This window comes from Bifidobacterium sp. LH_426 (genome assembly GCF_056356875.1).
This window is the reverse complement of sequence record NZ_JBKEVB010000005.1, coordinates 220,286-238,167: the sequence shown is the minus strand read 5'-3', so window position 1 is coordinate 238,167 and position 17,882 is coordinate 220,286. Positions and strand designations below refer to the sequence as shown.

The following is a 17,882-nucleotide window of genomic DNA, read 5'->3' as shown; positions in this document are numbered from 1 at the left end:
GTTCGCACAAAAACCCCGACCCCCATCAAACCCCCTCGGGTACTCGAAAACGAGCGGGAATCGGACTGGCAATCATTGACTATAAAGAAGTAAGTAGTACAACACACTCTTGAGTTCTCAAACCACCACCACGCGCCGAACACCCCGGAAACCAACCAACAGCAGACAACCGGACCGCTCAGCGGCAGCGAATGAATAACCTACACCACACCGACCAACACCGCAAACCCACACCACAAAACACACCCAAAAACCCCGGAAACACAAGCATCCACCGGCGTGTCGCAACACACACGAAACACCACCCCAACAACCCCCTCAGCCCGCCGAAGACGGGCAGCCCCCCCACAGGGAGAGCAGACACCGTTATCTCTTCCCCGCGCGATTGCAGAGGGCCGGGCGACGGACGCATGCCGCATCGCGCCGCCCGGTTCCCATACCCCGGACCACTCAGCGCCCGTAGAACAGACGGTCGGTGACCTCCCTGGCCTTGCGCATGACGGCGAGCAGGTCGTTCTCGAAATGCTGCCCGCGGTTCGCGTCGTAGCCGAGGTAGACGGCGATGCCGCCGAGCGAATACATGTCGTCGGGCAGGATGTCGGCCTGGTTGACGCGTCCGGACCACAGGTAGTTGCCGTTGCGCGCCGCCGTGCACATCGTCCACGCGTGGCGCAGGGTCGCGGCGTCGCCCGCGTCGATGAGCTTGCGGCGTTCGAGCACGTCGAGGGCCGCCAGGGTGCCGCCAACGCGCAGCTCTTTGATGTCGCCGGCGTGACGCAGCTGCATGAGCTGCACGGTCCATTCCACGTCGGATAGGCCGCCTTTGCCGAGTTTGAGGTGGCGGTCGCGGCGCACGTTGCGCGGCAGTCGTTCCGCCTCCATGCGCGCCTTGAGTTTGCGGATGTCGCCGATTTCGGCGTCGGTCAGGTCGACGTGCGGGTAGCGCAGCGGGTCGGCGAGATTGGTGAGGAAGTCGCGTGCGAGCGCCTCGTCGCCGGCCGCGTACCGGGCGCGCAGCAGCGCCTGCCGTTCCCACGTGCTCGACCAGGAACGGTAGTACTCCTCGCAGGAGGCGTAGGAGCGCACGAGCGGCCCGTTCTTGCCTTCCGGCCGCAGATCCAGGTCGAGTTCGATCTTCGGTTCCAGCGTGGTCGGCCCTTGCAGGATGGCGCGCAGGTCTTCGACGACCTTGCGGGCGAACAGGTTCGCCGTGCGCTCGTCGACGCCGTCGCCGGGACGGTAGATGATGATCGCGTCCGCGTCGGAGCTGAAGTTCACCTCACGTCCGCCGTAGCGGCCCATGCCGATGACGGCGAGCGCGGCAGGCGCCGCGGCGGCCCCACCGGCATCGGCGCCGCCGTCCGCCCCGAATTCGCGCATCCGGTTGTTGACCGCCCAGGTGAGCGCCGCGTCGATGATCGCGTCATACACGTCGGTCATGCCTTCCAATGACGCGGCGTCGTCCATCACGCCGCTCATCCAGGCGAGGCCGATGCGTTCGATCTCGTGCCGGCGCATGGCGCGCATCGATGTGGCGAAGTCGTTGATGTCGCCCGCGTTGCGTTCCAGCGAGGAGCGGCATTGCACGTCGAGGCTGTCGCGTGTGCGCGCCTTGAGTCGTTCGTCGTTGCCGAGCCAGGTGACCGATTCGACGGACTTGTTGAGCGCGTCGCCGAGGAAACGCGAATTGGACAGCACGTGGCACAGGCGCTGTGCGGCGGATGTGGAGTCGCGCAGGAAGCCGAGGTATTCGCTTTCGGTGCCGAAATGCTCTTCGAGTTTGCGCCAGTTGAGCAGGCCCATGTCCGGGTTCTGGCCTTGGCCGAGCCATTCGAGCACGGCGGGCAGGATGATGCGGTTGATCTTGGCGGCGCGCCCGAGGCCGTTGGTGAGGGCGACGACGTGGCGCATGGCGGCGTCCGGATCGCCGAATCCGATGGAGCTGAAGCGTTCGCGGGCCGCATCCTGGCTCAGGTCGATCTGGTCGTCCTCCAGTTGCGCGGAGACGGGCAGCATCGGCCGGTAGTAGATGTCGAGGTGGAGGTGGCGCACTTCGCGGCGCGTCTCGTCGTAGCGTTCGACGAGTTCCTCCGGGTGGAGGCGGAAGGCGCGCGCCACGCGGCGCAGCTCCTGGTTCTGGTTCAGCGCGTCCACGTCCACGTCGCGTTTGCGTTCGAGCCCGCCGAGGTTCGCCCCCGCGCCCAGGTCGGGGAACAGGTGGGTGCGTTTCAACGCCCACATCTGCTGACGGTGTTCGAGCACGCGTTCGAACCGGTAGTCGGCGGACATCCGCGCGGCCTGTTTGCGCGACACGTAGCCGCCTTCGGCGAGACGCGCCAACGATTCGAGCGTGGAGCGGGTGCGCAGCGTCTCGTCGGTGCGCCCGTGGACGAGCTGGAGCATCTGCACGGTGAATTCGACGTCGCGCAGACCGCCTTTACCGAGTTTGATCTCGCGGTCCTTGAGCGGCGCGGGGATGAGGTCTTCGACGCGCTTGCGCATCTTCTGGCAGTCGTAGACGAAGTTGTCGCGTTTGGCGGCGGACCAGACGAACGGTCGGGTCATGTCCATGTAGGCGCGTCCGAGCTCCGGGTCGCCGGCGACGGGCCGGGCCTTCAGGAGCGCCTGGAACTCCCAGTTCTCCGCCCACTGCTCGTAGTAGCCCTGATGCGAGTCGATGGTGCGCACCAGCGGGCCGTCCTTGCCTTCGGGCCTCAGCCCTCCGTCGATCTGCCACAGGGTCGGTTCGGCGACGCCCATGATCACGGACTGGCATACGCGTTGCAGGGTGGTGGCCATCTTCGTGCCGATGCGGATGAGCTCCTGGCGTCCGATCTCCTTGTCGGCGGGTTCGACCGCGTAGATGAGGTCCACGTCGGACACGTAGTTGAGTTCCTGGGCGCCGAGCTTGCCCATGCCGATGATGACGAACCGTACGTGTTCGCTGCCGGGCACTTCGTGGCGGGCGATGGCGAGCGCGCCTTCGAGCGCCGCGTCGGCCAAATCGGACAGTTCGCGGCTGATGGTCGGCTGGATGGCGCACGGGTCGGCGGCGGTGGCGTCCTGCGCCATGATGGCGGCGAGCTGGCGGCGGTAGGTGCCGCGCAACGCGGTGGCGGATTCGGCGAGCGGAAGCGTGGCGGCGGGCGCGGCCGTCTCGTCCGGATCGGCGCCGACGGCCTTGAGGATGTGCGCGCGTCGTTGCGCGTGGTCGTACAGGTGGCTGTCGCAGCTGTCCTTGGATGCGGCTTCGACGAGTTCGGGACGGAAGCGCATGAGCTTGCCGAGCGCGTCGGATACGCCGAGCACGGTGACGAGCCGTTCGAACGCCGGCTGGTCGGGCACCATCTCCTCGAAGTCGCGTCCCTGGCTCTGCACGGCGTTGGTGATGCCGACAAGGTTGGCGAGGGCCGCGTCCGGGTCGCATGCCTCGGCGAGCGCCTTGAGGATGAACCGCAGCCGATCGTCCGGCACCCCGTCGGCTTTGAGACGGTCGAACTGCCCGCGCGCGTCGTCGAGGTTCTGCAGGCCCGCGCGGATCAGATCCATCGCGGAGGGGCGGAATGCGTCATTTGCGTTCATACCTAGCTAATGTACACCGCGCCCTGCGTTAGACTGGGACGCGGTCGCAATCGTTTCGCGGCGGGGCCTCTCACGGCGGCCGGCGCCGCATGTCGGACGCCGCGCCGCGCACGCGTGCCGCGGACGGTCCGGAAAGGGTATGGTCATGAACGCTGTTGATATCGCGGGCGTCGTCGCCTCGTGCGTGGTCGGCGTGCCGATAGGCGTGTTCTTCGGTCTGGTTCCGTTCAGGAAGGACGAGCTCACCGAGGAGCAGAACAAGGCCTCGCAGGTGCTCGGCGTGGTCGGCGTGGGTCTGATCGTCGTGCTGATCTTCATGAAGCAGGACGCCGCCTCCTGGGCGGCGACGTTCGCGATGCTGGCGGGCTTCGCCATCGGCAAGATTCCGCCGTTGCACGCGTGGGCGCTCCGTCGTTTCCCGTGGCTGCAGCCGAGGAAGGCTCCGGTAAAGCGCGGCGGGGGAACGGCGGAAAGGCGTCGAAGAAGCGGAAGTGACGCCCGTTCCCCGCATCGCGGATGACGGAAGGCGGTGGATTCCCGACATGGGATTCCACCGCCTTCCGTCGATTCGGGACCGGCTCGGCGGTGATTCGGCGCCGCTCCCGGACCACAGGATCACCGCCGAATCGCCGTCACTCCTCCGTCTTGGTGAACAGGGGACGCACGTTGCGCCAGATGCGGCGCGTGGTGGCGGGACGGTTCATCGTGTACAGGTGCACGCCGTCGACGCCGTGGGCGACGAGGTCGGTGATCTGCGCGGACGCGTAGTTGATGCCCGCCTCACGCAACGTGGGCACGTCGTTCCCCCACCGCTCGAGCAGCGCCTCGACGGCGGGCGGCACGACCGTGTTGTTCTTCGCGGCCATGGAACGCAGCGACTTCGCGCCGTTGATCGGCATGATGCCCGCCTCGATCGGCACATCGATGCCGGCGGCGCGCGCCTTGTCGAGGAAACGGTAGAAGTCCTCGTTGTCGTAGAACAGCTGGGAGATGAGACGCGTGGCGCCGGCGTCGACCTTGGCCTTGAGATAGTCGATGTCCTGGTCGAGCGAGGCGGCCTGGTAGTGGCCTTCCGGATAGCAGGCGCCGAACACCTTGAGATCCGGCTTGCGGGCGCGGATGTAGCGCACCAGGTCGATGGCGTGCTCGAAGACGCCGACTGGGGTCTCCCCTTCGATGTAGTCGCCACGCAGGGCGAGCACGGCGTCGACGCCGGCGTGCTCGAACATCTCCAACGCCTCGTCGACCTTCGCCTCGTCGGAGTAGAGGGCGGTCAGATGGGCGACCGTGGGGATGCGGTACTCCTTGCGGATCGTGTTGGCGATGCGCGCGGTGGCGGTGCGGTCGGCGTGCGTGCCGTGGCCGTAGGTCACCGAGATGAAGTCCGGGTGCATGCCCTGCAGGCCGTCGAGCGTGTCGTAGATGGTGCCGACGGGCGCGTCCCGCTTCGGCGGGAACACTTCCAGCGAGAACATCGGCTGATGCATGATTGAAACCTTCCTTCGCGAGTGAGGCTCCCTCTTGGGGAGGGAGCCTCACTCATCTCATTGCGTTGCCGCTGACGCGATCACTTGGCGAGCTGGGCGCGCACGGCCTTGGCGGCGGCGACGAGGTGCTCGAGGCTCGGCCAGGTCTCCGCGTTGCCGCGGGTCTTCAGACCGCAGTCCGGGTTGATCCAGACCTTCTCGACGTCCATCTTCTTGAGGATCTCGCCGATGCGCTCCTCGATCTCCTGCTCGGAGGGGATGCGCGGGGAGTGGATGTCGTAGACGCCCGGGCCGGCCTCGGTCTCGAAGTTGGCCTCGTGGATGGCGTCGAGCACGACGAGGTCGCCGCGGGACGCCTCGAAGGAGATCACGTCGGCGTCCATCGCGTCGATATCGCGGATGATGTCGTTGAACTCGGAGTAGCACATGTGCGTGTGGATCTGCGTGGTCGGCTTGACGCCGGAGTGCACGAGACGGAACGCGGGCACGGCCCAGTCGAGGTACTTGGAGTGCCAGTCGGTCTTCCTCAGCGGCAGCTTCTCGCGCAGCGCGGCCTCGTCGATCTGGATGACCTTGATGCCGGCGGCCTCCAGGTCGAGCACCTCGTCACGGATGGCGAGGGCGAGCTGCTGGGTCTGCTGCTCGTGGGTGATGTCCTCGCGCGGCCAGGACCAGTTGAGGATGGTGACCGGGCCGGTGAGCATGCCCTTCATGACGTGGTTCGTGCGGCTCTGCGCGTACGAGGACCATGCGACGGTGATCGGCTTGGCGCGGGAGACGTCGCCCCACACGATCGGGGGCTTGACGCAGCGGGTGCCGTAGGACTGGACCCACGCGTTCTTGGTGAACAGGAAGCCGTTGAGGTTCTGGCCGAAGTACTCGACCATGTCGTTGCGCTCGAACTCGCCGTGGACGAGCACGTCGAGGCCAATCTCCTCCTGGTGCTTGATGCACGCGTCGATCTGGCCCTTGATGAACTCGTCGTACGCTTCCTTGGTGATCTCGCCCTTGCGGAACTTCGCACGCTCGGCGCGCACCTCGCGCGTCTGCGGGAAGGAGCCGATCGTCGTGGTGGGCAGCAGCGGCAGGCCGAGGGCCTCGCGCTGCAGCTTCTGACGCTCGGCGCGGGCCGGCTGGCGCGTGTAGTCGGCGTCGGTGAGGGCGGCGATGCGCTCGGCGACCTTCGGGTCGGCGGCCACGCGGGTGCCGTCGAACAGCTCCTGGTTGGCGGCGAGCGCCGGATCGGCCTTGCGGGCCTCGTCGTCGGCGTCGGCGAGCGTGGCGATCTCCTTGAGCTCGCCGAGCTTCTCGACGGCGAACGCGAAGTGCTTGAGCACGGCCGGGTCGAGGGCGGTCTCGCCTTCGGTGCTGAACGGCACGTGCAGCAGGGAGCTGGCGGTGGAGACGGCGACGTTCGGCGTGACCTGCTTGAGGGCGTCGACGAGGCCGAGGCTCACGGCGTAGTCGTTGCGCCAGATGTTGCGGCCGTTGACGACGCCGGCGAAGATCGTGGTGCCCTCGGCGACGCCGTGCTTGGAGACGGCGGCGAGGTTCTCGTCCTTGCCTTCGTTGAGGTCGAGGCCGATGCCGTCAAAGCCGAGCAGGTTGACGGTCTCGTACACGTCGGCGATGTGGCCGAAGTACGTGTTGAGCAGCACCTTGATCTTGCCGTCGCGGGCGGGCAGGATCTTCGCGTAGAGGCTCTTGAACAGCTCCACGTCGCCCGGCTGCTTGTCGAGCACGAGGAACGGCTCGTCGATCTGGATCCACTTGGCGCCGAGCTCGTTGAACTTGGCGAGCGCTTCGGCGTACACGGTGGCGACCGCGTTCACGAGGCCCTTGTCGAAGGCGAGCTCCTGGGCGTCGTCGTCGCGGGCGAGCTTGAGGAACGTGTACGGGCCGATGAGCACCGGCTTGGTCTCGATGCCGAGCTCCTTGGCCTCGAGGTACTCGTCGAACGGCTTGGTGCCGTTGAGCTTGATCTCGGTGGACGGCTCGATCTCCGGCACGATGTAGTGGTAGTTGGTGGTGAACCACTTCTTCATCGGCAGGGCGGTCACGTCGCCCTTGTCGCCCTGGTAGCCGCGGGACATGGCGAACAGGGTCTCCTCCGGCTCGGTGAAGCCGAGGCGCTGGTAGCGCTCGGGGATCACGTTGAGCAGGATCGCGGTGTCGAGCAGCTGGTCGAAGTAGCTGAAGTCGTTGCTCGGGATGAGATCGACGCCGGCGGCGGCCTGGAGCTTCCAGTGCTTGGCCCTGAGCTCCTTGGCGGTGGCGTGCACCTCATCCAGCGAGGCGTTGCCCTTCCAGTAGGCCTCGATGATCTTCTTCAGCTCTCGGTTCTGACCGATGCGCGGGAATCCGGACACGGACGTGAGTGCAGCCATGAATCCTCCATACTGCTAGCGTTAACGAAACGGCTTTTCAACCCGCCCAGCCTATCAAACACATCCGCAAACAGGGTCATCAGCGACGGTTAAGTGTCGCTATCAATCGGCTTTATAGCGCCGTTTCCCGACCTTGTTCAACGAGCGCTTGGCAACCGGACGAATACACGAGCGGCGAGTATACGCCGCCCGCGTCGTTCCCGCGCCGCCATGACCATATACCGGTTGCGATACCGGTTGCGATACCGGCCGCGTCCGTCCGTGCCCGCCCCGGCGAGGGCGCTCAGTCGAAGTCGGAGGAGCTCATCACGGCGAGCAGGTCGCCGGAGTGCACCTGCCACTGCTTGAACGGCTTGTCGGAGCCGAAGATCACCACGCCCGCGGTCTGGAGCCCCAGATTGAGCAGGTCGAGACGTTCCGGATCGGATTCGGAGGAGGCGAGCCACTGGCTGGCGATCGAGACGGTGGGCTCATGGCCGAGCACCATGAGCACGCGCGCCTTGTCCTTGACGTGCGTGAGCTCGTCGAACACGGCCTGCATGCCGCCGTCGTAGAGGCTCTGATGGTAGTCGACCTTGGGCTTGTCGCCGAAGGTCTTGAGCATCTTGCCCAGGGTCTGGCGGGCGCGCGTGGCGGCCGAGCAGGCGATGGCGTCGGGCACGAGCTTCATCTCGGCGAGCCCCTTGGCGACCTTCTTCGCCTGCTTGAGCCCCTTCGACGTGAGCTCGCGGCCGTAGTCGCCCTCGGCGCCGAACGGCTCCGCCTTCGCATGCCGCATGACGATCAGGATGTGGTCGTAGCCCTTGGCCCGCTTCGCGACCTTGTTCGGATTGACTCCCATCTTGGGCCTCCCAGCCTCGATGTCCACCGCCTCACGCGTCATATGCACGCGTCATATGCGTCATATGCGTGAGCGCTCACGAATACATCATTCAATTATACGTCCGCGCCCGCGCCCGCGCATCACGTCAGGCGTCGAGCGAGCCCACCTGACGGTCGAGGTCGCGCAGCACCTTGCGCAGCTTGCGGTCGGAGATGTCGCGCAGCTCGAGATCCTCCAGCTGCGCCTCGCGCTCCTCGGCGGTCATCTCGTCCACGTCGGTGACGGTGTCCTTGGCGGGGCGTTCGCGCTTCTTCAGCGCCGTGAAGCCGTCGGCCATGGCCCGCGCGACGACGAGGAATCCGGTGTGGCCGATCATCTGGTGGTCGGGGCGCACGGCGAGGCCGGCGACCTTCCAGCTGCGTTCGAGCGTCTCCTGCACGACCGGCTCCGTCCACCGCCCGGATTCGCGCAGCGCCTCGACCATGCGGCTCATCTGCGTGGTCGTGGTGATGTAGGCGACGAGCACGCCGCCGGGCGCGATCACCCGCCACGCCTGTTCGAGACGGTTCCACGGGTCGAGCATGTCGAGCATGATCCGGTCATAGTGGTGTTCGGGCAGCCCGGCCGCCACCGTGTCGAAGTCGCCGGTCCTCAGGTCCCACCACGCGGGCTTTCCGCCGTAGTAGAGCGTGGCGTTCGCCTCGGCGACGCGCGCGAAGTCGGGTCGCAGCTCGATGGTGGTGAGCCCGCCGGTCTCCCCCACCGCGTCGAGCAGGTTGACGCTCATCGCGCCCGATCCGGCGCCGGATTCGAGCACGCGGTGCCCGGAGCGGATGTCGCCGAGCTGGATGACCTGCGCGATGTCCTTCGGGTACATGATCTGCGCGCCGCGCGGCATGGACAGCACGTAGTCGGCGAGACGCGGGCGCATCACCGCGTACTGCCAGCCGCCGATCGCGCGCGCCGCCTTCCACGGCTTGCCGGCGTCACGTTCCGGGTGGAGGGCGTTGACCTGCGCCTCGCGTTTCGCGGTGACGGTGGTGACGACCACGCCTTCGGTGCGGCCGATCACGTCGTCGTGCAGGATCAGACCGTGCTCGGTCTGTGTGCTGCCTCCGGCGACGATCTGGTCGGTGATCTTCTTGCCCTTGCGGTCGGTGAACTGCACCTTCTCGCCCGCCTGAAGCGGTCCACGTCGCATGAACGGTCTCCTTAGCTGTCTGCTGTCGTTCTCGGGAAACGTCGACGGATCGTCGACGGAATACGGTCATCGTGCCCTATCGCACGGACTACCTACCTCACGGACTACCGCCTACCGCGCCGGCCGCCAACCGGTCGCGTCGGCGAGCGCGTCCAGCGCGGCGCGGTACGAGCCGTCGGCGCGCATGTCGCCGAGCGCCTCGGCGATGTCGGCGGCGAGCGTGACGGCCCCGGCCTGCACGGCGATGCCGTAGCGCACGCTCCCGTAGCGCACGCCCGTCACGCGCTCCGTGAGCGTGCCGCCTTCGTCGCGCGCGAGTCCGGCGAGCGTGACCGCGTCGCCGGCGATCGCGTCGGCGGTGCCGACCATGAGATCGGTGACGCATTGCGGATAGGTGTCGCGTTCGCGCGTCTTCGCCCGCGGCGCGACGGCGAGCAACGCGTCCTTCGCGCCGCTGCCGGCGACCGTGCAAACGGACTTGCCGGCGAGCGCGGCGACGTCGCCGATGCCTCCGGCATCGTCGGGGCGTGCGAGCAGTCCCTGCCGCGTGGTCAGGTACGGTCCGGCGTAGCTGGCGTGACTGTCGGAGACGACGCCGTTCTCGCCCGTACCGCCGTCCTTGCCGCCACTGTCCCGGCCGTCGCCGTCGTCGTTCCCGTCGCCGGCGGGCATCGGCATGCCGGCGACGACCATGTCGACGGTACCGTCGGCGAGCAGTTCGAGGCGGTTGGAGGGTTCGACCTGTTTGAAGACAATCTGCTTGTTCGCGTATCCGAGTCTCTTGGCGACGTATCGGGCGATCTCGACCTCGAATCCGCCGTAGCCGCCGTCATGCCAGCGTGACAGTCCCGGCTCGTCGGCGGCGACGCCGATCGCGATGGTGGGGCCGTCCGGCTGTCTCACCGTGGAGGGGGCGCCGCCGCAGCCCGCCGTCGCGACGAGCGCGAGCGCCGTCAGCGCGGCGGCGAGGCCCCGCGTGACGCACGTGCGCGCGCCCGGCCGGCGGCTCGCATGGTAACGCCGCGGGCGATCGGTTCGGTTGCGGATGGCTGCCATGCGGCGTCTCACTTGAACATGCGCGAACGGGTGAGGAACCAGGTGACGGCGACGGACAGCGCCACGGAGATGAGGATGATGACGGCGAAGCCCCATGATTTGTCGGTCAATGGCATGCCGAGCATGCCGTCCTGGAAGTTCATGCCGTACATGGAGAAGATGAGCGTCGGGATGGACAGCGTGATGGAGATGATCGTGAAGATGCGCATCACGTTGTTCAGGTTGTTGGACACAATCGAGGCGAACGCGTCGGTCATGTTCGCGAGAACGCCGCTGTAGATGTTGGCCATCTCGATGGCCTGCTTGTTCTCGGTGATGACGTCGTCGAGCAGGTCCTCGTCGTCCGGGTACTGCTTGATGCGCTGCAGGGTGGTGAGCTTCTCCATCACGATCTCGTTCGATTTGAGGGAGGTTGTGAAGTAGACCAACGTCTTGGAGAGCTCCATGAGCATCACGATCTCGCGGTTCTGCATGGAGTGGCGCAGTTTGAGTTCGAGCTTGTCGCTTTCGCGGTCGATGATGCGCAGGTAGCGCAGGTACATGGTGGCGTTGCGGTAGAGGATCTGCAGGATGAACCTCGAGCGCATGTACGTGTTGAACCCGCGAATCGTGCCTTCCATGAACGGGTGGAGCACGGGGGTGTCCTGCATGCACACGGTGATGATGAGATGCTCGGTGACGATGATCGACAACGGGATGGTCTCGTACCAGTCGCGTCCGCCGCGTTCCTCGACGGTCGGGATGTCGACGATGACCATCGTGTAGTCGTCCTCGACGTCGACGCGGGAGCGTTCCTCGTCATCGAGCGGCGCGCGCAGGTCGGCGAGGTCGACGCCGGTTTCGGAGGCGACGGTGGCGAGCTCCACGTCGGTGGGTTCGCTCAGGCACAGCCATGAGCCGTTCTCCGGTTTGTCGACCCGCTCCACTTGGCCGTTAATGGTGCTGAACATCCTCAACATCGTCTCTTCACCCGCCTTTCGCCATGTCCGTCCGATCGGGGCCCGCCCCGAAAACCTCGACAAGTCTAGTCCCATGTGCGGGACGTGCGCCAACGGATATCGCCATTGCGGTTGAATTCACGGTGAATTCGCGAGACGTCACGGCCGGCGCCGTCACCAGTTAATCGGCTGCCAGTCGGGCATGTGCGGGCCCCTCAATTCGGCGGGGCCGTTCTCCCAGTCGCCGAGGTTCGCGACGGCGGGACCCTGGTTGTGCTCGACGAGGTCGAACATCGGCTCGGCCGCGGGCCTCCCGTTGACCGTGTGACGTACGGCGAGACGGCTCCAGCAGGCGTTGCGCATCGAGCCGACCGCGTTCATGCCGTCCGGGTCGAGTCCGAGCAGTTCGCTGATCGTCGCGACGATCCACGAGCCGTGGCCGACGAGCATCAGCGTGACTGGCCGCTCGCCCGCATAGGCGGGGTCGGCGATGATGTCGCGCACGGCCTTCGCGCCGCGCTCCCCCACGGCACGGCGGCTTTCCACCCCGTAGGCGGTCTCGCCGCCCTCATGCCGCTTCCATGAGGCGTAGGCTTCGGCGTCCACCGCGCGCACCTCGTCGCGGGTCAGGCCCTCCCACTGGCCGAAGGAGCGTTCGCGCAGACGCGGGTCGGGCGTGACGGGAAGGCCGAGGATGTCGGCGAAGGCGTGCGCGGTCTGCATGGCGCGGAACAGGTCGGAGCTGATGACGGCCATGCGGCGGCGTGCGGCGGGGGCCTCCTCGTATTCGAACGTGCGGGTCCGTTCCCTCGCCTCGGGCCCCGGCTGCGGGATCGACGCGGGGTCGTCGGCGAGGCGGCTCACCTTCGCCCAGTAGTAGCGGGCGGCGAGCGCGAGGCCGGACTGGTCGGCCTGCCATTGGCCGACGATGTCGAGCGGGATGTCGATCTGCCCCTGCAATCGGCGTTGGAGGTTGTAGTTCGTGCGTCCGTGCCTGAGCATCACGATCTCGTCGATCATCGTCGGTCCTTTCCGTCGCCTGCGGCCGTGCCGCCATCCACGTCCCAGCTTCCCACATGCACGCCGCTGCCGCCGCTGCGACGCGCCGGACCGCCGGTACAATGGAGCGGTGTTGATTTCGGATGCCACGCGCGCCTTCGCCCGCGCGCATAGGGATGAGGACGTGCGCGACCTCGCGCTGCACGCGAAGCCGGGGCCGGACGTGGATCTCACGGCCGCGCTGGAGCAGATCGCCGGATTCCGGACGGCGCGCGTGAAGCTGCCCGGTTGGGCGGCGTGCGAGGACGTCGTCTACCCGCCGCACCTGGCGATGGAGCAGTGCTCGTCGGAGGCGACGGCGCGCTACAAGGCGGACGTCGCGCGGCGGATCATCGCGGGCGGTGACGGCGATGCGGCCGCCGGGAACGCCGCGGCGGGCGAGCCGACGACGCTGATCGATTTCACCGGCGGTTTCGGCGTTGATCTCTCGTACATGGCGCGCGCGTTCGACCGCGCGGTCTACGTGGAGCGGCAGGAGCATCTGTGCGAACTGGCCGCGCACAACCTGCCCGCGCTGGGGCTCGCGCACGCGCGCGTCGTGAACGACGACGCGGCCGTCTATCTCGCGACGCTGCCGGACGATGCGGCGACGATGGCGTTCCTCGATCCGGCGCGACGCGACGCGCACGGCGCACGCACGTACGCGATTGCCGACTGCACGCCGGACGTGCTGGGGCTCATCAATCGGCTGCTCGCCGTCGCGCCGCACGTGATGGTGAAGCTCTCCCCGATGCTCGACTGGCATAAGACGGTCGCCGATTTCGCGGGTCTCGTGCATGAGGTGCATATCGTGTCCGTCGCCAACGAATGCAAGGAGCTGCTGCTCGTCATCGGCCGCGACGCGTGCGCCGCGCCGCGGGTCCTCTGCGTGAACGACGGGCGGGTATTGGCGTTCGATGCGGATGATGACGGGAACGACGGGAACGACGCCACGGCCGGCGACGATGCGGCCGGCGACGCGGTATCGGCCGACCCCGCCGACCCCGGTTCGTGGCGGTACCTGTACGAGCCGAACGCGTCGATCATGAAGGCGGGCTGCTTCGCCCTGCTCGCACGCCGGTTCGCCGTCGCCCCGGTCGCACGCGACAGCCACCTGTTCGTCTCCGGGAATCCGGTCGAGGATTTCCCCGGCCGCGCGTTCGAGGTCGACATGGTCGCCACGATGAACAAGAAGGAGCTCAAGCGCCTGACGGACGGACTCACGCACGCGAACATCGCCACACGCAACTTCCCGCTCCCGGTCGCCGCGCTGAGGAAGAAGCTCAAACTCAAGGACGGCGGCGACGCCTACCTGTTCGCCACCACCGACGCCGCCGGCCGCCACATCGTCATCCGTTCGCACAAGCGATGATTCATTGACGCTCCATCTTCTCAATCATGTCTTTTCAATCATGTTTGTGAAGATTCCCGAGGGCTCCGACCACATTCCCCGTACGGTTTGCGTCACGACCGTCACGTTCGCGACGATGTGCATACGTAATGCTCATCATCGCCACGAGGACGGGAGCCGACATGCAAAGCGAGCACTCGGCGGCACAGTTGCCAAACTGTATCCCAAAAGATACAATCAATCATCGCCTATAAAGCAAGGCGCGCTCATGCTGCTGCTTGCCGGCGGTACGAAACGCGGGCAGCAGCGGGACATCGAGCGCGCCAAGAAAATGCTTGCATGACTCAAGGAGGATGGACAATGGTGAACGTCAGCACATGGGATGCGAGCGACTACATCAACGATGAACAGGACGCGATCGACTATCTGGACGCTGTCGCGGAAACGGGGGACCCCGCGCTGATGCAGGCGGCGCTCGGTGACATCGCCCGCGCACGTGGCATGGGACGCATCGCCGCCGAGGCGGGCGTCGGTCGGGAAAGCCTGTACAAGAGCCTGAGTCGGGACGGCAATCCAAGCTTCCAGACCATCGTCAAGGTGGTCCGCGCGCTCGGAGGCCGAATCAGCATACAACCCGTCTGATCGGCTGCGATCGGCTGCGATACGAGACAGGCCCCGGTCCGATGCGCGGAAGCGGTCATCGGCCCGGGGCCCTGCACGGAAAACGTGGGCCGGAAGGCTCAGTCCTTCTCGATGGTCTTGCCGGCGGTGGGGCCGGAGGCGAGGTTCTGGATCTCGGTGACTTCGAGCACCGGGATGACGGCCGGCTTCTTGGTGCCCTTCTCCTCGGCGACCTTCACTTGGCTCTCGTAGATGGCGTCGTCGGAGTGCAGGGTCACGGTGCCGCGGAAGCGGTAGCCCTTCTTCTCGGCGAGGTTCGCGAACGCGATGACCAGCGGGGAGCCGTCCTTGAGGTTCTCGTAGGCCTGGCCGGCGGTGCGCTCGTGGTAGGCGATGTGGTTGTCGTCGAGCACGAACAGGCTCATCTTCGGGCCGAGGTCGAGCTGGCCGTCCTTGGAGACGGTGGAAATCCAGCCCAGATTGTTCTCGATGAAGGTCTTCATCTCGGCGGTGATCGTTGCCATGACAGTGTCCTTTCGTTGCAGCGGACGGTTGTATCCGCCACCCACCTTACCCACTCCCCCGACGCGCCCGGCCGCCGTTCGCTGTGAGGATGCCCACATGGGCATGTCACGGCCGCGCGGGCCGTATCGTATGAGCGTCCGGCAACATTCGGGAAAGGAACGCACGATGGGCATGCGGATGGTCGAACGGTTCAACGCGCTGCGCAGTCGCTGGTCACGCTCGTTCCCGCCGAATCTGGCGCGCATCATGCTGCTCGCGTGCGCGGCGCTGTGGGGCGGTAGCTATCTGCTCGCCAAGGTGGCGATGACCGCGATCCCGCCGCAATGGCTGATGGCGTTGCGCATGGCGGGCGCCTGCGCGTGCATGCTCGCCCTGTTCCACCGTCATATCCTGCCTGCGCTCGACCGGTCGATCATCGTGCCGGCGCTCGTGGTGGGCGTCACCTATTGGGGCACGATGGTCACGCAGATGACGGGCCTGCAGACGATCGACCCGGGGCGCAGCGCGTTCCTGACCGCCGCCTACTGCGTGCTCACGCCGTTCGCCACGTGGATCGTCTCCCAAGTCCGGCCGAAGGCCATCAACCTGGTGGCCGGCGTGATCTGCCTCGTCGGCGTGGGATTCGTCTCGCTCAAAAACGGCATGACGCTCTCCCCGTCCGTCGGCGACTGGCTGACAATCGGCACGGCCGTCGTCTTCTCGTTCAACCTCACCTGCCTCGGCGTGTATACGAAACGCTTCGACCCGATCGCCGTCACCTTCGTGCAGTTCGCCGTGGCCGGTGTGCTGCTCGTCGCGGGCGCCGCGTTCACCGAGCCTGCACCTGACGCCGCCTGGCTCGCCCCGCCGGTGGTGGCGAGCGTCCTCTATCTGTTCCTCGGAGCCACGATGAGCGCGCAGATCATGCAGAACATCGGACTCGCGCACGTGCCCGCCTCGCAGGCGTCGATCATCATGTGCACGGAGAGTCTGTTCGCCGTCTCGTTCTCCGCCCTGTTCTGGGGCGAACGGATCACGTGGAGCTCGCTGGTCGGGTTCGCGCTGATCTTCACGGCCGTGCTGCTGTCCGTCTTCAAGCCGACGCGCCATTCGCTGCACCGCAACTGAACCACGGGCATGCCGGCGCGTCCATGTGACGCCGACATGTCGCTTGTGTGGAGATTCCCGCACACATGTAAGCATTCTGAGTCTTTCGTGGACGCCACAGACTATTCCCAGCGGTTTTGGGTACGTTCTATCTTCGTGAAGAAGTTTTTCCAAGGCATATCGATGTCGCAGATCATCGCGGGATCGCTTGCCGCCGTCACCTCGTTCCTCTTGTCCGCGAAGATCGGCATCGCGGGCTCGGTCATCGGCGCGGCGGCCAGTTACGTGATCTCCACGCTGGCTTCGAACATCTACGGCACGATCCTCAAGGCCTCCGGAGAGAAGCTCCAAGAGGTCAATCCGTTGAGCGGCAATTCCGCCGACAAGAAGGACGGCGACGCCGAGTCCGCCGCCGACTCGGCTGACGACGCCGACGACACCAAGACGAACGGCACGGCCACCGCGGAAGACGCGGACACCGCGGACACCGGCGACGAGACCGTCATCGGGCGCTTCAACGCCACCGATGTGCTCGAAGCGGGCGGGAAGGGCCGTACTCTCGGCATCGGCGACGTGCCGCTGCCGCCGGCGGCCGGCAGGACGGCGCCCGCGACGAACACCAGCACCTACAACGTGGCCGAGCTACGCGGCAAGCGCAAGATCGACCCGAAGCGCATGGCCATCATCGTCTCCGTGGTGAGCGGCCTGGTGGGCGTGGCGATCACCGCCGGCGTGGTCATGCTGTTCACCAACGGCCATGGCACCGACTCCGTGGTGCGTGACATCGTAAGCCCGTCCTCCACGTCCAAGACCACGACGGACACCGACACGACCACGCAGGAGACGCCGACGAAGCCGGAGAAGCCGAGCGACCAGTACGGCTACGACACGACCGACGGCACGGACACCGACACGACCGACGGCACCGGCAGCACGAAGTCCGGCAGCAAGTCCGGCACGTCGGGCTCGTCCTCCGGTTCGGAGTCATCCTCCGGCACGTCCGGCTCCAGCTCGTCCTCGGGCACGAGCGGCTCCTCGTCGTCCGGTTCCTCCTCGTCCGGTTCGTCGTCCTCCTCAGGTTCGAGCAGTTCGAACGGCTCGTCCTCGTCGGGCACGAGCGGCTCCGAATCGTCCGGCGGCACGTCCTCCGGCTCCGGCTCGTCGTCCTCGTCCGGTTCCAGCGGCTCGGGTACGAGCGGCTCCGAATCGTCCGGCGGCACGTCGGGTTCGTCCTCCGGTTCGACCGGATCCGGTTCGACCGACACCGGTTCCGGCGCCACGAACTGACGGTCCGTCGACATCATCGAGCGCCCTCCCAGTCCGACGTGGCCGGACCGGGAGGGCGCTCGGCGTAAGCGCCGCCGATCCTGCGACAGCATCCACACCACGCCCGGGATTTCTAAAACACCACGTTTGGTTCCTATAACCCCGATACACGGATACGCCGAAACAACACGAAGGCCCGCAGGAAACCAATCCTGCGGGCCTTCGCCGTATCTGTGGAGCTAAGGGGATTCGAACCCCTGACCCTCTCCATGCCATGGAGATGCGCTACCAGCTGCGCCATAGCCCCGTATTCATTTATCCGTGAACGCCATCATCGAAGTCATTCGAATCATCGCGTTTCGTGGAGCTAAGGGGATTCGAACCCCTGACCCTCTCCATGCCATGGAGATGCGCTACCAGCTGCGCCATAGCCCCGTATTCATTTATCAGCCCGCCGTGCGAACCTCGTATACATTACGACGAAGAACCGTTTCAGGCAAATACGCGTGTCGTCCGCGTGT

The 17,882-nt window shown here is 66.3% G+C and carries 15 protein-coding genes and 2 tRNA genes; 6 read left to right on the top strand and 11 right to left on the bottom strand.

Annotated features, from left to right (window positions below):
• Nucleotides 1-450: 450 nt before the first annotated feature.
• A complete protein-coding gene (locus AC1AYD_RS07185) occupies nucleotides 451-3,582 on the bottom strand; it encodes a bifunctional [glutamine synthetase] adenylyltransferase/[glutamine synthetase]-adenylyl-L-tyrosine phosphorylase (protein WP_476502198.1) in 3,132 nt (1,043 codons plus the stop codon).
• 145 nt (nucleotides 3,583-3,727) lie between these two features.
• On the opposite strand from AC1AYD_RS07185, the gene AC1AYD_RS07180 reads away from it, so the two are divergent.
• A complete protein-coding gene (locus AC1AYD_RS07180) occupies nucleotides 3,728-4,102 on the top strand; it encodes a hypothetical protein (protein WP_476502197.1) in 375 nt (124 codons plus the stop codon).
• Between the two features lie 112 nt (nucleotides 4,103-4,214).
• Here AC1AYD_RS07180 and metF read toward each other — a convergent pair whose 3' ends face one another.
• From metF to AC1AYD_RS07145, 7 genes are all read right to left on the bottom strand, one after another.
• Nucleotides 4,215-5,069: a methylenetetrahydrofolate reductase [NAD(P)H] gene (gene metF / locus AC1AYD_RS07175; RefSeq protein ID WP_476502196.1), complete on the bottom strand. Its 855-nt coding sequence runs from the start codon at nucleotides 5,067-5,069 to the stop codon at nucleotides 4,215-4,217.
• A gap of 80 nt (nucleotides 5,070-5,149) precedes the next feature.
• Entirely contained in the window at nucleotides 5,150-7,456 is a 2,307-nt protein-coding gene (metE, locus tag AC1AYD_RS07170) for a 5-methyltetrahydropteroyltriglutamate--homocysteine S-methyltransferase (RefSeq protein WP_476502195.1), read from the bottom strand.
• Between the two features lie 283 nt (nucleotides 7,457-7,739).
• Nucleotides 7,740-8,297 carry a SixA phosphatase family protein gene (locus tag AC1AYD_RS07165; protein WP_476502194.1) on the bottom strand — a complete coding sequence of 186 codons (558 nt, stop codon included), beginning with the start codon at nucleotides 8,295-8,297 and terminating at the stop codon, nucleotides 7,740-7,742.
• 127 nt (nucleotides 8,298-8,424) lie between these two features.
• A complete protein-coding gene (locus AC1AYD_RS07160) occupies nucleotides 8,425-9,480 on the bottom strand; it encodes a tRNA (adenine-N1)-methyltransferase (protein ID WP_476544879.1) in 1,056 nt (351 codons plus the stop codon).
• A gap of 111 nt (nucleotides 9,481-9,591) precedes the next feature.
• Complete coding sequence (locus AC1AYD_RS07155; protein WP_476544878.1) at nucleotides 9,592-10,536, bottom strand: transporter substrate-binding domain-containing protein; 945 nt, start codon at nucleotides 10,534-10,536, stop codon at nucleotides 9,592-9,594.
• An 8-nt stretch (nucleotides 10,537-10,544) separates the two neighbouring features.
• On the bottom strand, nucleotides 10,545-11,495 hold the full coding sequence (locus tag AC1AYD_RS07150; protein ID WP_476544877.1) for a magnesium transporter CorA family protein: 951 nt from the start codon (nucleotides 11,493-11,495) through the stop codon (nucleotides 10,545-10,547).
• A 153-nt stretch (nucleotides 11,496-11,648) separates the two neighbouring features.
• Nucleotides 11,649-12,494: a histidine phosphatase family protein gene (locus tag AC1AYD_RS07145; protein ID WP_034527999.1), complete on the bottom strand. Its 846-nt coding sequence runs from the start codon at nucleotides 12,492-12,494 to the stop codon at nucleotides 11,649-11,651.
• A 109-nt stretch (nucleotides 12,495-12,603) separates the two neighbouring features.
• Between AC1AYD_RS07145 and AC1AYD_RS07140 the strand changes: the two genes are divergently transcribed.
• Genes AC1AYD_RS07140 through AC1AYD_RS07130 form a run of 3 tightly spaced genes read left to right on the top strand, consistent with a single transcriptional unit; the run spans nucleotide 12,604 to nucleotide 14,505 of the window.
• The gene (locus tag AC1AYD_RS07140) at nucleotides 12,604-13,884 is read left to right on the top strand and encodes a THUMP-like domain-containing protein (protein ID WP_476544876.1); all 1,281 of its coding nucleotides are present in this window, start codon (nucleotides 12,604-12,606) and stop codon (nucleotides 13,882-13,884) included.
• 40 nt (nucleotides 13,885-13,924) lie between these two features.
• Nucleotides 13,925-14,206 (top strand): hypothetical protein, encoded by a 282-nt coding sequence (locus tag AC1AYD_RS07135; protein WP_476544875.1) that lies wholly within the window; start codon nucleotides 13,925-13,927, stop codon nucleotides 14,204-14,206.
• Between the two features lie 17 nt (nucleotides 14,207-14,223).
• A complete protein-coding gene (locus AC1AYD_RS07130; RefSeq protein ID WP_476502188.1) occupies nucleotides 14,224-14,505 on the top strand; it encodes an addiction module antidote protein in 282 nt (93 codons plus the stop codon).
• Between the two features lie 98 nt (nucleotides 14,506-14,603).
• Here the strand turns inward: AC1AYD_RS07130 and AC1AYD_RS07125 are convergent, their stop codons facing one another.
• Nucleotides 14,604-15,008 (bottom strand): pyridoxamine 5'-phosphate oxidase family protein, encoded by a 405-nt coding sequence (locus tag AC1AYD_RS07125; RefSeq protein WP_476502187.1) that lies wholly within the window; start codon nucleotides 15,006-15,008, stop codon nucleotides 14,604-14,606.
• Nucleotides 15,009-15,180: 172 nt separating this feature from the next.
• On the opposite strand from AC1AYD_RS07125, the gene AC1AYD_RS07120 reads away from it, so the two are divergent.
• Nucleotides 15,181-16,116: a DMT family transporter gene (locus AC1AYD_RS07120; protein ID WP_476544882.1), complete on the top strand. Its 936-nt coding sequence runs from the start codon at nucleotides 15,181-15,183 to the stop codon at nucleotides 16,114-16,116.
• A 162-nt stretch (nucleotides 16,117-16,278) separates the two neighbouring features.
• Entirely contained in the window at nucleotides 16,279-17,382 is a 1,104-nt protein-coding gene (locus AC1AYD_RS07115) for a hypothetical protein (protein WP_476502186.1), read from the top strand.
• A 213-nt stretch (nucleotides 17,383-17,595) separates the two neighbouring features.
• Here the strand turns inward: AC1AYD_RS07115 and AC1AYD_RS07110 are convergent.
• Together AC1AYD_RS07110 and AC1AYD_RS07105 are read right to left on the bottom strand one after the other, a co-directional pair.
• Nucleotides 17,596-17,668 (bottom strand) — tRNA-Ala (locus AC1AYD_RS07110).
• A 55-nt stretch (nucleotides 17,669-17,723) separates the two neighbouring features.
• Nucleotides 17,724-17,796: transfer RNA gene (locus AC1AYD_RS07105), tRNA-Ala, on the bottom strand.
• Nucleotides 17,797-17,882: the final 86 nt, after the last annotated feature.

Excerpts from the sequence above, each read along its gene's own strand:
- AC1AYD_RS07150 (WP_476544877.1), bottom strand. The coding sequence starts at position 11,495 with ATGTTGAGGATGTTCAGCACCATTAACGGCCAAGTGGAGCGGGTCGAC.
- metE (WP_476502195.1), bottom strand. The coding sequence starts at position 7,456 with ATGGCTGCACTCACGTCCGTGTCCGGATTCCCGCGCATCGGTCAGAAC.
- metF (WP_476502196.1), bottom strand. The coding sequence starts at position 5,069 with ATGCATCAGCCGATGTTCTCGCTGGAAGTGTTCCCGCCGAAGCGGGAC.
- AC1AYD_RS07180 (WP_476502197.1), top strand. The coding sequence starts at position 3,728 with ATGAACGCTGTTGATATCGCGGGCGTCGTCGCCTCGTGCGTGGTCGGC.
- AC1AYD_RS07160 (WP_476544879.1), bottom strand. The coding sequence starts at position 9,480 with ATGCGACGTGGACCGCTTCAGGCGGGCGAGAAGGTGCAGTTCACCGAC.
- AC1AYD_RS07130 (WP_476502188.1), top strand. The coding sequence starts at position 14,224 with ATGGTGAACGTCAGCACATGGGATGCGAGCGACTACATCAACGATGAA.
- AC1AYD_RS07135 (WP_476544875.1), top strand. The coding sequence starts at position 13,925 with ATGTTTGTGAAGATTCCCGAGGGCTCCGACCACATTCCCCGTACGGTT.
- AC1AYD_RS07125 (WP_476502187.1), bottom strand. The coding sequence starts at position 15,008 with ATGGCAACGATCACCGCCGAGATGAAGACCTTCATCGAGAACAATCTG.
- AC1AYD_RS07120 (WP_476544882.1), top strand. The coding sequence starts at position 15,181 with ATGCGGATGGTCGAACGGTTCAACGCGCTGCGCAGTCGCTGGTCACGC.
- AC1AYD_RS07115 (WP_476502186.1), top strand. The coding sequence starts at position 16,279 with ATGTCGCAGATCATCGCGGGATCGCTTGCCGCCGTCACCTCGTTCCTC.
- AC1AYD_RS07155 (WP_476544878.1), bottom strand. The coding sequence starts at position 10,536 with ATGGCAGCCATCCGCAACCGAACCGATCGCCCGCGGCGTTACCATGCG.
- AC1AYD_RS07165 (WP_476502194.1), bottom strand. The coding sequence starts at position 8,297 with ATGGGAGTCAATCCGAACAAGGTCGCGAAGCGGGCCAAGGGCTACGAC.
- AC1AYD_RS07145 (WP_034527999.1), bottom strand. The coding sequence starts at position 12,494 with ATGATCGACGAGATCGTGATGCTCAGGCACGGACGCACGAACTACAAC.
- AC1AYD_RS07185 (WP_476502198.1), bottom strand. The coding sequence starts at position 3,582 with ATGAACGCAAATGACGCATTCCGCCCCTCCGCGATGGATCTGATCCGC.